Here is a 15,655-nt window from a genome sequence, read left to right as displayed (position 1 = left end):
TTCCGGATCCAATAATAGCAACAGGAGCAAAGCCCATGGAGTTTACCTTTTACCAGATCGATGCATTTACTAATAATACTTTTGGCGGAAACCCGGCAGCGGTGTTCGTTTTAGACAGCTGGCTTAGCGAAAATCAGATGCAGGCCATTGCAGGCGAGATGAACTTATCCGAAACAGCCTTTGTTGGCCCAACTGACGAAAAGGGTGCTAACTACGCTATACGGTGGTTTACCCCCACCGTTGAGATCGAACTCTGCGGTCACGCCACACTCGCATCGGCTCATGTTTTGTTTAAATATCTGGGCTTCAGCCATAAACAGATTAACTTCCACTCCATGAGTGGCATTCTCAGCTGTGAGATTAACAGAGAGCAGCAGCTCCAGCTCGACTTCCCAGCTCAATTGCTTGACCCTATCGCCATTGACCCCCAGCTTGAAAAAGCCTTAGGCTCATTGCCTGCCAAGGCAATGGCCAACGACAAGCGTCTGCAGCTCGTGTACGAAAGCAGTGCTCAGATACTCGAATTGCAGCCGGATTCAAGCCTGCTCAAGAAATTTCCACAATTTGGAATCTGCTGCACAGCACCTGGAACAGGGGATCACAAAGATGTAGATTTTGTCTGCCGATTTTTTGCTCCAGCAGCAGGTATTGACGAAGATCCTGTAACCGGCTCTGCCTACACATCACTTGTGCCATACTACGCGGACACGCTAAACAAACAGACATTCAACGCCCGTCAACTCTCAAGCAGGGGTGGCGAACTAAAACTCACACGGGTGAACGACCGGATAAAAATTGCAGGCGAAGCGGTTACCGTGATCAAAGGCACCTTTTATTTATGATAGACACTCAGCTTTTTAGCCATCGACTCGGCCAGCTGATAGCCTTGCCCTCGGTAAGCTGTACCTCGCCAAAACTCGACATGAGCAATCGCCCCGTGGTTGAGCTACTCGCCAACTGGCTCAGCCCCCTGGGTTTCGATATTGAGTTGATGGAGGTTGCGGATGGCAAGGCCAATCTGATCGCGACGCTGGGCTCAGGCTCCGGCGGCCTGGTACTCGCAGGCCATACAGACACGGTGCCCTGCAACCCCGAACGCTGGCAACAGGACCCTTTCACCCTGGAAGAGCGAGACAACCGTTTCTACGGTTTGGGGGCAACCGATATGAAGGGCTTCTTCCCCGTCGTGCTCGCTGCACTGGATGCCCTTAAGGGCAGTTTAAATAGGCTTCAGCAACCCCTGATCATACTGGCCACTTCTGACGAAGAGTCCTCCATGAATGGTGCCCGCGCACTGGCCCTCGCCGGCCGCCCAAAGGCCCGTTATGCCGTTATCGGTGAGCCAACCGGTATGAGGCCTATTCGTATGCACAAGGGTATTATGATGGAAGCGGTTCGAATTCAGGGGCTTGCCGGTCACTCATCCGATCCTAGCTTGGGGCACAACGCCCTGGAAACCATGCATGCGGTGATGAGCGAGCTGCTGAACTTCCAAAACCAGCTAAAAGAAAATTATCGCCACCCCGGATTTGCGGTGGATTTTCCCACCCTAAACCTGGGGCATATACACGGTGGCGACAACCCCAACCGCATTTGTGGGCACTGCGAAATTCACTTCGACCTACGTCCGTTACCGGGTATGAACCCGCAAGAGCTTCGCAACACACTGGAGCAGCGACTTCGCCCCATCGGAGAGGCATTCCATACACCGTTGACTCTAGATTGCCTGGTTCCCGGCATCGACGCCTACGAACAGCAAGCTGACAGCGAACTGGTAACACTGGCAGAAAAGCTGAGCGGCCACAGCGCCGGCTCAGTGGCCTTTGCAACCGAAGCACCCTATTTGAAGAAACTCGGTATGCAAACACTAGTGATGGGGCCAGGCTCAATTGATCAGGCACACCAACCCAACGAGTACATGGAACAAAGCCAGGTAACTCCGGCGGTAAACTGTATACGCGAACTGATTACGCAACTGTGTTTAACGCCTCACTCAGCAAAGGTCTGACGCCGAAAAACAATTACCTTATACTTGCCAAACTCATTAATACGACATAAGAAAAAACCGTGACTGAACAAGCCGATCAATACATTCAATGGTTCCGCCAGACATCGCCTTACATCAACAGCCACAGAGGCAAAACCTTTGTCGTAATGCTGCCGGGAGACTGTATTGCGCAGGACAGTTTTCCCAATATTATTAACGATTTAGCCCTGCTAAACAGCTTAGGCGTCAAACTGGTGGTTGTGCATGGAGCCCGACCTCAAATAGAGCGGCAACTTCTTGCTTCCGGCGTGACATCCCAGTTCTACAAGGGCGTTCGCATTACCGAGCGCGAACACTTGGTTGATGTCATGAAAGCCACCGGCGAAACCCGCTTTGCAATCGAGGCAGCCTTCTCCTGTGGTTTACCAGAATCCCCCATGTACGGGGCCAAAATTCGCGTGCGCAGCGGCAATTTTGTCACCGCAATGCCACAGGGTGTTATCGATGGGGTGGACTTCCATTTAACCGGTAAAGTAAGAAGCGTCGATGCCGAAGCGATTACCAAACTATTAAACGATAACAGCCTTACGCTGGTATCGCCTCTCGGCTATTCGTTCACAGGGGAAGCTTTCAACTTAAGCTTCGCCGATGTTGCTATCCATATTGCCACCGCTATACGGGCCGACAAGCTGATTGCCTATAACGACGATGGCCCTATCATCGACAAAAACAAACGGCAATTTCGAGAACTGACCCTACTGCAATGCGAACGTTTTTTGGTAGAACAACAACAGCATAACCTGAGTAACACCTATTTTTCCCTGCGCGCCTGCTACCAAGCCTGTGATGGCGGCGTATCCCGCGCCCATGTGGTATCAGCCGCGGAAGATGGCGCACTGTTAAAGGAACTCTATACCCGCGATGGCTCGGGCACCATGGTGTACCGTGATAGCTACGAAACCATTCGACGCGCGCGCATAGAAGATGTCGTTGGCATTCTCAATTTGATAGAGCCGCTAGAGAACAAGGGCATTCTGGTTAAGCGTTCACGCGATCTTCTGGAAACCGAGATTGGTTTTTTTACGGTCATGGAAAAGGACAATCTGATTGTTGGCTGTGCCGCTCTCTACCCAATCGAAACAGCTCAAGCGGGTGAGTTGGCCTGTGTGGCGATACACCACGACTATCAGAGTGGTGGACGTGCAGCGAAACTGCTGACCCACATTGAAAGACAAGCCCATAAGTTGAAAATGACTAAACTATTTGCTCTAACTACACAGACCGCACATTGGTTTATCGAACAGGGATTTGCCGAAACAAGCCTCGAACAGCTGCCCGGCGAAAGACAAGCGCTGTATAACTATCAAAGAAAATCGAAAATATTATTAAAAGATGTTACCCAGTAGCCTATTGAGCTACTGGGTAAGCTCACATTTACCTCCCTCTATCTGCCCTAATCCAGCAGACCCTTCATTTATTGCCTAGACTTCATACATTCACCCGACGAAAACAAAAGTAAAAAAAGTTTTATCTACATATTACGTTTGCCAGGCAATAGAGAATGAACCCACTGCTTAATACCAGCTTACAAGACATACGGCAGATCGATATAGTTAAGATCTACAGCAATAAAAAATGCCTGGTAATTGACGACTTCCCAGAAATTCGGGGATCTCTGACACGCACGCTCAAAAACTTTGGCGTTCATAGTGTCGATACAGCCGCTAATGGCGAAGAGGCCATTAAGGCCTGCGGCAAACGAAAATACGATATTGTGCTGTGTGATTACAATTTAGGCGCGGGCAAAGACGGGCAGCAAATTCTTGAAGAAGTACGCTTTCTGCGTGTACTGCTTATGACCAGTTTATTTGTCATGATCACCGGTGAATCTTCTCGGGAAATGGTACTCGGCGCCCTGGAATGCCAGCCCGACGATTACATTACCAAGCCCTACACCCAACAGTCATTAAAGGTAAGGCTCAATAAAGCCATCATTCGCCACGAGGCGCTTATCCATATAAAAAGGAACATCTCCGACGGCGAGTACCAACAAGCGTTGAATAGCTGTAACGAACTTATTGGCCAAGGCAGTCGCTATGCTGCAGATTGCTTAAAGATGAAGGGCCAGCTGCACTTCCTACTCAAGCAATTGAAAGAAGCCAAGCAGATGTACGAAAGTGTGCTGTCTAAAAAGCCCATGGTGTGGGCTAAATTGGGCCTGGCGAAAACACAGTTGGAACTAGGCAACCTAGAATCTGCAGAGGATGTACTCAAATCCATTATCGCCGAAGACGACCGCTATATCGAAGCCCACGACGTACTGGCAGAAGTCCACGTCAAAAGAAAAGATATGGCCGCCGCACAGCACGCAACTGAAAACGGAACACGCATATCTCCTAAAGCTGTATTACGACATCGAAGGCTTGCGACGCTGGCCGAATACAACCAAGACGATGACACCGCCTTAAAATCCCATCAATATGCGATCAAATGGGGGCTCAATTCCTGTCATGAATCGGAACAGGACTACTTTAATTATGCACGCAAAGCGTCTGAAGTGATTAAAGGCGATGACTCAACCGATGCAAAAATGCTCGGGCGCCAAGCCAACAGCTTTCTGGATCGGGCTCGCAAGCGCTATTCAGATCGCCCCGAAGTTGTGACGCAAGCACAAATGGTGGAAACACAGGTGCTTATTGGCTTGGGCGACGAAGTAAAAGCCAAACTCTCTGCGGACAAAGCCAAAAACATGTACCAAAATTTGGCTGCACCACCCATTGAAACCAGCCTTGAATATGCTCGAACACTACAATCCATGAACCAGGAAGGAGATGCATCGGAAATTCTCGCACAGCTGGCAGCCCGCCACACAAATGATCCCGATGTTATGCAGCTTATCGATGGCATAAGCTCAGAACCATTCAGTGAAGCAGGCAAGGTAATCGCCGCAAAACTGACCAAAGAGGGTATTTCCTCCTACGAAAATAAATCTTTCGATACATCTATCGATGTGTTTATCGAAGCCCTCGCCACCTACCCTCGCCATTCAGGCCTCAACCTTAATCTGATTCAAGCGATTATTGCCGACACAGACGCAAATGGATTTAATGAGCGCTACGAGCGTCTCTGCCGCAGGTGCCTGCGCGCTGTAGGGCAGATAGGGCCAGACAACAAACAGTACAAACGTTTCACTTTCCTGTCTAAACAGATAAAAAGGCACTACCCAAATGCGGTGAGTTGAGGCCCATTCCCTAACGAAATTTAACAGTGTTTCTGCTATCCTTCTCGACCACTTTATCAACACGCTTTTTTTGAGGGTTAAGCAGATGCCGCAATATCGCTCTAGAACAACCACAGCCGGACGTAATATGGCTGGAGCTCGCGCTCTTTGGCGCGCGACAGGAATGAAAGATGACGACTTTCAAAAGCCGATTATTGCTGTCGTTAACTCCTTTACGCAATTTGTGCCAGGCCACGTTCACCTCAAAGATCTCGGCCAATTGGTGGCCCGAGAAATTGAAAAAGCCGGTGGCGTTGCCAAAGAATTCAATACTATTGCCGTAGACGACGGTATTGCTATGGGGCATGACGGCATGCTCTACAGCCTCCCCAGCCGCGATATTATCGCCGACTCTGTAGAGTATATGGTTAACGCCCACTGCGCCGATGCCATGGTTTGCATTTCTAACTGTGACAAAATCACTCCGGGTATGCTTATGGCTGCCATGCGCTTAAATATACCTGCGGTATTTGTCTCCGGAGGGCCGATGGAAGCGGGTAAAACCAAGCTTTCAGAACACGGGCTCGACTTGGTAGATGCCATGGTGATTGCCGCCGATGATTCTGCCGACGATGAAACGGTTGCCGAATACGAGCGCAGTGCCTGCCCCACCTGCGGCTCCTGCTCTGGGATGTTTACGGCCAACTCCATGAACTGTTTAACCGAAGTTCTGGGCCTTAGCCTACCAGGCAACGGTACTATGCTGGCCACTCACTCCGACCGAAAGGCCTTGTTCGAGCGTGCAGGTCAACTAATCGTGGATATCACCCGCGACTATTACGAGAACGACAACAGCTCTGTCCTCCCCCGAAGCATTAGCTCTAAAGCGGGTTTTGAAAATGCCATCACTCTAGATATCGCAATGGGCGGATCTACCAACACCATTCTCCACCTGTTGGCGCTTGCTCAAGAAGCCGAAGTTGATTTTAACTTACAGGACATCGACCGTTTAAGTCGTGTTATACCTCAGCTCTGTAAGGTTGCGCCCAATACGCCCAAATACCACGTTGAAGATGTACACCGGGCCGGCGGCATTATGGCCATTTTAGGTGAACTTGACCGGGCTGGATTACTCGACACCCGCGTATCTACCGTTCACAGCAAAACCCTTTCCGATGCAATTGCACAGTGGGATATCAAATCGACGAATGATCCAAAGGTAAACCAATTTTATAGCGCCGGACCAGCAGGCATACCCACGCAGACAGCCTTTAGCCAGAGCACCCGCTGGCCAACATTAGATGGCGATCGCGCGCAGGGATGTATTCGCGATTATGAAAATGCCTTTAGCAAAGAAGGGGGCCTGGCGATACTTTACGGCAACATCGCAGAAGATGGTTGTGTAGTTAAAACCGCGGGCGTAGATGACTCAAACCTAGTTTTTGACGGCCCAGCACATATTACAGAATCTCAAGACGACGCCGTACGAGATATTTTGGATGGTAAAGTAAAAGCGGGATCAGTCGTTATAATTCGTTATGAAGGTCCAAAAGGTGGGCCAGGCATGCAGGAAATGCTATATCCGACCTCCTACCTGAAATCCAAAGGCTTGGGAAAATCCTGCGCGCTGTTAACCGATGGTCGATTTTCTGGCGGCACATCGGGCCTCTCTATTGGTCACGTTTCCCCAGAAGCCGCAGCGGGCGGTGCAATTGGATTGGTTGAAAATGGCGACCTCATTCATATCGACATTCCTAACCGTAGCATCAATGTAAAACTCACTCCTAGCGAATTGGCGGCACGCCGAGAAGCAAAAAAAGCTAGTGGCTGGAAGCCTGTACAGGAACGCCCAAGAAAAGTTTCAGCAGCACTAAAAGCCTATGCCTTGCTGGCAACCAGCGCAGACAAAGGCGCCGTTCGCGATCTTAGCAAGCTTTGATAAGCGATAAAAAGTACTGGCGCCAAACTACGCCAGTACTTTTTATCTCGATTCAATTTCCCACTTACTATTGTCGCGACAACACAGGTAAAAGGACTACTGTCGAGGAAATATTTTTGATCCTTCAAAGCGCTCAAAATCGCCAATACTCATACTTCGCTTATCCTGCGCAACACCAGAAAGCTCCCCATACCGGACTGAATCATTAAACGTTCGTTGCCAGATTTACTGATGAAGCTTGGTCACCTTAGCGCTGCGGACAATAAATAGGCTTTTTACGGAGCGGCCTTTCGCTAAGCTAGCCACCTTCGGCATACCCAATAGTGCAATAAAAGCAGCCAAGATCGTTGCTGGTGTTGACTGTAAATAGAGAGGGCTAGGAACGATTGCCACTAGCAAAGCGGCGAAGGCCGGGTCACGCAGGTAACTACTCGCCAATTTTTCGCTGGCAGTATCATTATCGTTTAGAGCCGAACGGGTATCGAGAGTCATAGCCGGTGGCTCAGGTAGTTGCTCCGAGGCAAGCATAGCTTTTCTTACAATCGCTATTATACTGCCATCTGAGTCACGCACTCCCTGAAGCCATCGCTCATAGTGAAGCCCATCTATTCAAGGCACAAAAAAAGGGAGCGTTAAGCTCCCCCTTTTACAGACGGTATTATTACCTAGCTCTCGAGCTGCTTCCGACGATACTCTTCTCGCTCAGCATACTTCAACCAAGTTTCAGCAAAGCGCTTGGTTCTCTTATCCTTCTTCGCTTCTTTGAAGTAAGAGATAGCATCGCCGAAATTACCAATATCGAGTAAGGCAACACCAATATTCAGATTAATGTCACCTACGCGCTTCAACTTACCTTTTTTCAGCGCATCTTTACCCGCTTTGATAGCTTTCTTACTATCGTCTATATCGAGGTAAAGGCCCATCAGAGTACCGAAAAGATCGCCGTTATCAGACAATTTAGCTGCTTCTTCCATGATAGGTATAGCTTTGCGCTTTTCCTGTGCCTGCCCCCAAGCTTTCGCAAGAGTTTCCAGATTTCTTTCGTTTCGCTTAAGCATTTTATCAGCGAAACCTTTTTCCAGAATCTTGGCTGCACGATAAGGGTATTCGCCTTGAATCAGCAGATAAGCCAAGTTCAGAAGCTTCTGCTCTTTCTCGATACCACCCATAAGGTATAGGCCGTCAAGCGCCGCAAGTTGCATCTTCTCCTGCTCCAGCATACCGTAAACGCTGGCGAGCTGCTGGTGATAGGCTTTCTTGGGGTAGTGACGAACAAGCTTCACTAAAATCGGCAACGCAGACTTATAATCTTCCTTCTCTAAGTAGAGAGACCGCTTCAAGCTGTACCAAGCTTCTTTGGCGATTTTTCCTTTTTCCTCGACCATATTGATCGCGATATTGATGTTCTTAATTGCGCAGTTTTTGTCTTCCATCTGATAACAAATACTGGACTTAAGATTGTAAACATCAGCACCGACGGTATCGGAAAGCTCCATCCATTTATCCAAATGGGCAATCGCTTTAGCGTAACGTTCCTGGGTATATTCCAACTGAGCCAGAGTATAAATGCTCTGCAATTCCATACCCCATGGAATGTTCGGAGACTGCTTAACCACTAAATTGTAGTATTTGATTGAGTTAGGGTAGTCCTCCATCGAGTAGTAAACCCACCCGAAGTAGTTATACACCTGAGCAACTTCGTAGGCGTTACATTTTTCGCAACCCTTCTCAATCTTTTTCAGTTCCTTAATCGCTAGCGCAAAATCCGGTTCTTTGCCTGAACCTTCTTCTGGCGAAGCCGCTTCTGTAACTTTGCCCAACTTTTTGAACATGGACTCGCTCATGCCGGGCAATTTGCGTTTCTCTTTTTTCGATCCTTGCGCCAATGCATCAGCCATCAGGAGATTGTCGTATCCGACAACCTCCAAGGCCTTATCAACGACAGCCGGAACGAAAAAGGTAACCGCAACAAGTGCTAACACAAGTGAATTAATAGTGCGCACTGATTTAGCGAATGTTAAGTTCTTCATGCTACTCACCTATTAATCCTCTTTCGCCATTTCGAAAGTAAATCGGTTTCGTACACCAGCAACTTCAACTGGCTCACCATCGATAACTTTCGGCTTATACTTAAACTTTTTGGCAGCTTTTACAGAGGCGCTGGCAAACACACTCTGCGGACAATCCACAACAGTCACATCGCGGGTTTCGCCAGTCACGGTTACTGAATATTCAACCGTACAGTAGCCTTCTAAGCCACGGTTAGCTGCGCGAGCTGGATACTTTGGTGCAACCTTTACGATCGGCAAGTAATCTCCGTCGCTGGAGAAGCCGCCAATACCAGAAATCTGCACACCCGTATCAATTTGTGGTGCGAATGAAATATTAGCTTCCACATCTGGGGTTTCGTACTCTGGTTCCGGCAATTCGGGTGGTGGTTCTTCCGGCTCGTCGGGCTTGTCTGGTTTGCGGGTATCATACTCGGTACTAATTTCCCGGTCAGGCATAAGAATCTCAGGGATTTTGAATTCCGTGGTTTCTGTCGGCGCTGTCATATTGCGGAGAATCAGAAAGTGCATCAATAGCAGCAATCCGAGAGTGACAAGTGCCGCTGGAGCCAGGGATGATAATAATCTTGCTATGCTCATTTGGAATCCTACTTGTTCTCTGCGGAAACCGACACATCAGCAACACCAGCTTCACGAGCTTTCTGGGCAACGTCGGTCAGTGTCTTGATGTTGGAATCGCTATCCGCCTGAATAACAACTGCACCTTTGGGATTTTCCGCTAGCAGCAGTTGAATCTGGGTTTTCACCTGACGCGGATCAACTTCATTCTTGTTGATCCAGATTTCATTGTCATCATTAATCGCCACCAGAATGTTGGCATTCTTTTTGTAGTCGGCGGTTGTGGCGTCTGGGCGATTTACCTGAATACCGGGTTCTTTGATAAATGACGCAGTAACGATGAAGAAGATCAACATGATAAACACCACGTCGAGCATGGGCGTTAAATCAATTGCCCCTGTTTCTTCATCTGCATTCTTTTTCCTGCTCATGGCTTCTCTCTTAATTCAGGCCAATATTGTGATGTTACCTTAGTGGTCCATCGTCAGTTGGTCTTCGAGCAAATGATTTTCGCGTTCGGCAATTCGGTTTACCAGGGTAGTTCCGAACACACCGGATAGTGCCGCCACCATACCGGCCATTGTGGGAATGGTCGCACGGGACACACCTGCTGCCATCGATTTGGCATCACCACCACCGGTAACAGCAAGCACGTTAAACACTTCGATCATACCAGTTACGGTACCCAACAGCCCAAGCAGTGGACAGAGGGTTACCATAACGCCAAGCAGATCGAGGTTCTGGTTTATTTTATCGGCTGCGCGAGAAATCAATGCAGTACGAATCTGGCGCGAATTCCAGGATTTGCGCTCGGGGCGCGCTTCCCATACATCCACAGTTTGACCCTTAACTTTTCCTAAAGATCCTTTGTAAAACCAGAGACGTTCGAAGATTAAAGTCCACATGGCGAACGCCAATGCGGCGATCCAGTACAGAATTGGTCCGCCTGACGCCACAAAGGCTTTAATGGCTGCAAGTGCTTCCATCAATGCCAGCATGTCTATCTCCTCTCGTAAATCAGTTGACTGGTGGCAACTCTAGCTGCCACCCAGCACCAAGGGTGTTACTTACTGCTGCGTTCTGATTTCTCAGCAATCAGACCAGCACTTTCTTCTTCCAGAACATGGATAACGCGCTTGGCTTTACCGTTCAAGAAGGTATGCAGCAGAACTGTTGGAATGGCAACAACCAGACCCAACACTGTGGTTACCAGAGCACCGGAAATACCACCCGCCATCGTCTTGGGATCGCCCGCACCGAAGATTGTAATCGCCTGGAAGGTTACGATCATACCGGTAACAGTACCCAGCAGACCCAACAAAGGCGCAACCATCGAGATAATCTTAAGAATGTTAAGACCAGCTTCAATCGGTGGAACCTCTTTCAGAATCGCTTCTTCCAGTTTCAGTTCCAGCGTTTCGGTATCGGCATTTGGATTGTCAGAAGCAACCTTCAATACACGACCCAGTGGGTTGTTGGTATTAGCTGTATCGCTCTTAAGCTGACGACTAACCTTACTACTCAGACCACTCAAGATAATGAAGCGGAAGAGAGCCAGTAACAGAGCAAATGCACCTACACCAGAAATGATGTAACCAACCAGCTTACCCTGATGCCAACGATCGCTTACTGATGGGCTGTTGATTAGAGCCTTCATCAAAGTACCACCGGAAGGGCCCGTTGGGTCAATACCCAACTTGGAAAATCCTTCAGTACTATTTTGCAGACTGATAGCGCCTTTCAGGAATTTACCAGCTGGCTGACGGGGCAACTCGTTCAAGCTCGCACTTTTCACGTCGTAAGTCAGGTACTTACCATCAGAAACCAGATTGTAGTTACCAATACGAACCACTTCACGTTCAGCTTTATCGCCTGAAGGATCAGAAACGGTTGCGGTAAACTTAACCACTTTGCCGGACTCTACTGTTTCACGCTGTAATTCGTACCACAGACGCTCAATTTCTTCGATAGACGGCAGCTTGGTTTCGCTGTTCATTTTATCGATCAGGTCGTTGATAAACTGAGTACGGTCAGGCATCTGAGCACTTACAATAGAAGTGTCAATTGCTGTACGCAGATCACCTGCTGTGGAAGTCAAGTGGCCGAAAAGCTCTTTCAAAGAACCCAGACGCTCGTCCAACTGCAGACGCTTGGCCTGAACAAGAACTTCTTGCTCTTTATACTGATTTTCCAAACGCTCGGAGCGCTGTTCTTCAGCCAATTTTTCGGCTTCGGACTGCTTCAGCAAAGTCGCCTGGTTGCCTTTTTGCTTACGGAACTGAGCTTCGCGCTGGCGGTGCTCCTTAGTTTCGGAAACCTGGCTGTTTTTTACCATTTGCAGCAGTTCTTCCAAGGTAGCGGCTTTATCACCTTGAGCGAAAACACTACCTGACAGAACCAATGTACCAGCTGCCGCAAAGGCAATCAGTTTTTGCTTAAAAGTCATTTTCATTGTGCTGCCTCCGGAGCAAGAACGGGCAATTCTAATACGTCGATGGCTGCCTGCTTCTTAGCAATTCGAATGCCTTTTAGGATAGCGGCACGATACTCACCAGAATCCAGCTCAACAAACGCACCCTGTGTACTATCGTAAGCACCGGAAAGCTTGGTATCCGTTGTTTGATACATCAGAGCAACACGACCAACAGCCAATATGTTTACCTGTCGTTCCTGACCGCCTACTTCGAGGGTATCCACATAAGTATCGACCTTGCGGCCATACTCGGATTCAATATTGTAAGCTTCAAGAATCTGACGAAATTTCTCAGCAACGGAGATATCGGCACGATCTTGGTTATCGCGCAAAGTTTCAACGCGATTGAGACGTTCTTCCAAGTGGAAAGGAACATCCAGCTTTACGAACTGCTCAAGACCGTCGAGCATACGCAAAATCAGAGGCTGGATTTGTCGTTCAATCACAGTCACCTGATCGATAGACATATTCAGGTCTTCAATCACTTTACGTTGGTTACCCAGCTGCTTTTCCAGCTGAGAGTTATAAACTTTCAAACCATCGATTTCTTTATTAACGATTTTGAACTTCTGTAACAGAGTCGTAGTTTCTGCTTGAAGCTTGTCAATACGTTTTTGTGATTGTTGGCCAGATGTAGTCTTGGCCTGACTTACCTGCATAATACTATCCAGGGTTTGATCCGCGTGAGCAGCGCCAACTAAAAGCGCTCCAGCAGAAAGGACTGTGGTTAAGGCCACAGCTTTGATTCGCTGCTTCTTCATAATTCCCCCAACTCGGGTGCGTACAGTGAAAAGATTGCGACCAGATTAAACATAAAAAATGTTGTCATCCAGAGTGTTTTAATAAAAAAGTTGAGACTCGGTAATCGCCAAAGTTGCGCATTTTAATAAGACCATTCATAAACATTCAAACACTAAAAAAAACGCACAATTTCGGGTCGACCAACCATAACGAAAAGTAACACTTAAAACTGTAGTTGTGTGACACAGGTAACACTTCGGTAACACAAGATCAGTTTTCATACGCCACCAGGGCGTCGGTTTCGGTTCGTGAGCCTTCCACCTCGGTCAGTGTTCCAACAGTCTAGCAGTTATTTCCGCCACTCCAACGTAACAAATGAATACGAGTAAGGATTTTTACTATCTGCAGGATATTTAACGCGTTCCAGCTCTCGCCATTGCCCCAAATCCAGTTCGGGAAAATGAGCATCTCCCTCTATCTCTGCATGTACTTGCGTCAGATAGAGCTTTTGCGCCTGAGGTAACACTTGGCGATAAAATTCGGCACCGCCGATGATCATCACCGCTGTCACCCCCATGGATCGCGCAGCATCGCGCCCCGCCTCTAAGGCTTCTTCATAAGAGTGAGTTACAACGACGTTTTCGGCATTCCAGTCACGCTGACGAGTAACAACAATATTCGTGCGGCCCGGTAGCGCCTTACCAATAGAATCGAAAGTATTTCGCCCCATGACAATGGGGTGACCCATGGTTACACGCTTAAAATGCTTAAGATCCTCTGGCAAAAACCAAGGTAGATCGTTATCGCGACCGATTGTGCCATTTTCAGCCACAGCAACAACAATAGCTAAATCAATAAAATCTGCATTTTTCATATTTTTTCCCCAATCAACCCTCAGGCTGTACAGTTTTTAACCTAAATAGAGATTGGAGCGGCAATATGTGGCTGTGCCTGATAGCCCTGTAACTCAAAATCGTCGAAAGTAAATGAAAATAAATCTGTTACGTCTGGATTTATCGCCATGCGCGGTAAAGGGTGGGGTTTTCGCTCTAATTGCTGCTCAACCTGATCCAGGTGGTTCAAATACAGATGGGCGTCCCCAAATGTATGGACGAAATCACCCGGTTGCAGCTTGCACACTTGTGCAATCATCATGGTCAACAATGCGTAAGAGGCAATATTAAACGGAACCCCGAGAAAGATATCCGCGCTACGTTGATATAACTGGCAAGAAAGTTTGCCATCCAAGACATAAAACTGGAAAAGCGTATGACAGGGAGGCAATGCCATTTTCCCCTGCGCCACATTCGCCTGGGGAGACACGCTCTCATCGGGAAGCAGTGCCGGGTTCCACGCGGAAACAATAAGCCTCCGCGAATCAGGTTTGGCCTCTATTTGCCTCAACAGCTCACTGATCTGATCGATGACCAAGCCATTGCCTGCGGGCCAGGAACGCCATTGCGCACCGTAGACAGGCCCAAGATCGCCCTCTTCTGTCGCCCAGGCATCCCAAATTTTTACCCCGTTTTCCTTAAGGTATGCAATATTGGTATCACCCTGCAGAAACCAAAGCAACTCATGAATAATGGATTTTAGGTGACATTTCTTAGTTGTTACCAACGGAAAACCTTCACTTAAATCAAAGCGCATCTGGTAGCCAAACACACTGACCGTTCCCGTTCCCGTCCTATCCTCTTTACGCACACCTGTATCGCGCACATGGCGCATTAAATCCAAATATTGCTGCACTTATCTATATACCTCTAAAAAGCTGTTACACCTTCGCCTGCCGCGCTGCTCTGTGATACGACCAAAACATAATGAGCCCTCCGACAAAGATCATCGGCAGGGAAAGCAGTTGACCACGGGTGAAAAATTCAAATAGATCAAAGCCGATATGGGCATCCGGTTGACGGTAAAATTCGACGATAAAACGGAAGCAACCATAGAGAATTAAAAAGAGTGCGCCAACCGAGGCGCGAGGTCTTGGCTTGCTCGAGTACCAAAACAGCAAAATAAACAACAGCAAGCCCTCGAGTGAGGCCTGATAGAGTTGCGACGGATGACGAATCAGGGCATCTGGATCTTTGGGGAAAATCATTCCAATCGTAGCGGTGGTTTCTCTACCCCAAAGCTCTTGCCCAATAAAATTACCGATTCGTCCGAAGCCTAGGCCAATGGGCGCCAAGGGCACCAAAAAATCCATTAAATCGAGGAAGTTTACCTGCACTTTTCGCGCGTACACCAGCATGGCAACAAGCACACCCAACATGCCACCGTGGAAAGACATCCCCCCTTCCCAGACTCGAAACAGCCAGATGGGGTCTTCCACAAAATCGCCAAAATTGTAAAAAAAGACGTATCCGACGCGGCCACCAATGACCAACCCAAGCGCGCCGTAGAAAATCATATCTTCAACTTGTGCTTTTTTCAGCGCGGTATAAGACTTTCCCGCTCGGTAGAGCCCCAACAACCACGCGGCGGCAAAGCCACACAGGTACATCAAACCGTACCAGTGAATATCTGGCAGAGCGATAGTTTTGCCAAAAATCGTGTGCGTTCCTAAGGAAATGGCTACAGGGTCAATTTCAGGGTAAGTCAGCATTCGTAGTCACACTTAACGGTTAAAAATAATATTAATTCTGGGAGCGGCCAGATCATAGCAGAC

15 protein-coding genes are annotated in these 15,655 nt (G+C 48.3%); 5 read left to right on the top strand and 10 right to left on the bottom strand.

What is annotated here, in order from left to right:
* Nucleotides 1-35 precede the first annotated feature (35 nt).
* From H5715_RS17605 to ilvD, 5 genes are all read left to right on the top strand, one after another.
* Complete coding sequence (locus H5715_RS17605; protein WP_075184841.1) at nt 36-842, top strand: PhzF family phenazine biosynthesis protein; 807 nt, start codon at nt 36-38, stop codon at nt 840-842.
* Nucleotides 839-2,008 (top strand): acetylornithine deacetylase, encoded by a 1,170-nt coding sequence (argE, locus tag H5715_RS17600; RefSeq protein WP_075184840.1) that lies wholly within the window; start codon nt 839-841, stop codon nt 2,006-2,008. The genes H5715_RS17605 and argE overlap by 4 nt, the downstream gene beginning before the upstream one ends.
* Before the next feature lie 59 nt (nt 2,009-2,067).
* Entirely contained in the window at nt 2,068-3,393 is a 1,326-nt protein-coding gene (gene argA, locus H5715_RS17595; RefSeq protein WP_075184839.1) for an amino-acid N-acetyltransferase, read from the top strand.
* Between the two features lie 155 nt (nt 3,394-3,548).
* Complete coding sequence (locus H5715_RS17590) at nt 3,549-5,228, top strand: response regulator (RefSeq protein ID WP_075184838.1); 1,680 nt, start codon at nt 3,549-3,551, stop codon at nt 5,226-5,228.
* 85 nt (nt 5,229-5,313) lie between these two features.
* Nucleotides 5,314-7,146, top strand: coding sequence for a dihydroxy-acid dehydratase (gene ilvD, locus H5715_RS17585; RefSeq protein WP_075184837.1), 1,833 nt, complete (start codon nt 5,314-5,316; stop codon nt 7,144-7,146).
* A 225-nt stretch (nt 7,147-7,371) separates the two neighbouring features.
* Here ilvD and H5715_RS17580 read toward each other — a convergent pair whose 3' ends face one another.
* The 10 genes from H5715_RS17580 to lgt form a co-directional block, all read right to left on the bottom strand.
* Nucleotides 7,372-7,719, bottom strand: coding sequence for an HDOD domain-containing protein (locus H5715_RS17580; RefSeq protein WP_139309737.1), 348 nt, complete (start codon nt 7,717-7,719; stop codon nt 7,372-7,374).
* 92 nt (nt 7,720-7,811) lie between these two features.
* Nucleotides 7,812-9,176, bottom strand: a complete 1,365-nt coding sequence (locus H5715_RS17575) for a tetratricopeptide repeat protein (protein ID WP_075184835.1) — start codon at nt 9,174-9,176, stop codon at nt 7,812-7,814.
* A 12-nt stretch (nt 9,177-9,188) separates the two neighbouring features.
* Nucleotides 9,189-9,794 (bottom strand): energy transducer TonB, encoded by a 606-nt coding sequence (locus H5715_RS17570; protein WP_075184834.1) that lies wholly within the window; start codon nt 9,792-9,794, stop codon nt 9,189-9,191.
* An 8-nt stretch (nt 9,795-9,802) separates the two neighbouring features.
* Complete coding sequence (locus tag H5715_RS17565) at nt 9,803-10,204, bottom strand: ExbD/TolR family protein (protein ID WP_075184833.1); 402 nt, start codon at nt 10,202-10,204, stop codon at nt 9,803-9,805.
* Nucleotides 10,205-10,243: 39 nt separating this feature from the next.
* A complete protein-coding gene (locus H5715_RS17560; protein ID WP_075184832.1) occupies nt 10,244-10,771 on the bottom strand; it encodes a MotA/TolQ/ExbB proton channel family protein in 528 nt (175 codons plus the stop codon).
* Between the two features lie 65 nt (nt 10,772-10,836).
* Nucleotides 10,837-12,225 (bottom strand): MotA/TolQ/ExbB proton channel family protein, encoded by a 1,389-nt coding sequence (locus H5715_RS17555; protein WP_075184831.1) that lies wholly within the window; start codon nt 12,223-12,225, stop codon nt 10,837-10,839.
* Nucleotides 12,222-13,007 (bottom strand): DUF3450 domain-containing protein, encoded by a 786-nt coding sequence (locus H5715_RS17550; protein ID WP_075184830.1) that lies wholly within the window; start codon nt 13,005-13,007, stop codon nt 12,222-12,224. Before H5715_RS17550 ends, H5715_RS17555 begins: the two co-directional genes overlap by 4 nt.
* A gap of 329 nt (nt 13,008-13,336) precedes the next feature.
* Nucleotides 13,337-13,861, bottom strand: coding sequence for a dihydrofolate reductase (locus H5715_RS17545; protein ID WP_075184829.1), 525 nt, complete (start codon nt 13,859-13,861; stop codon nt 13,337-13,339).
* A 41-nt stretch (nt 13,862-13,902) separates the two neighbouring features.
* Entirely contained in the window at nt 13,903-14,736 is an 834-nt protein-coding gene (locus H5715_RS17540; RefSeq protein WP_075184828.1) for a thymidylate synthase, read from the bottom strand.
* Nucleotides 14,737-14,761: 25 nt separating this feature from the next.
* A complete protein-coding gene (lgt, locus tag H5715_RS17535; protein WP_075184827.1) occupies nt 14,762-15,592 on the bottom strand; it encodes a prolipoprotein diacylglyceryl transferase in 831 nt (276 codons plus the stop codon).
* Between the last annotated feature and the right edge of the window lie 63 nt (nt 15,593-15,655).

The organism is Teredinibacter haidensis, from assembly GCF_014211975.1.
Classification (GTDB): domain Bacteria; phylum Pseudomonadota; class Gammaproteobacteria; order Pseudomonadales; family Cellvibrionaceae; genus Teredinibacter; species Teredinibacter haidensis.
Note: the sequence above shows the minus strand (reverse complement) of the source record. Positions and strands in the feature narration are given on the sequence as shown.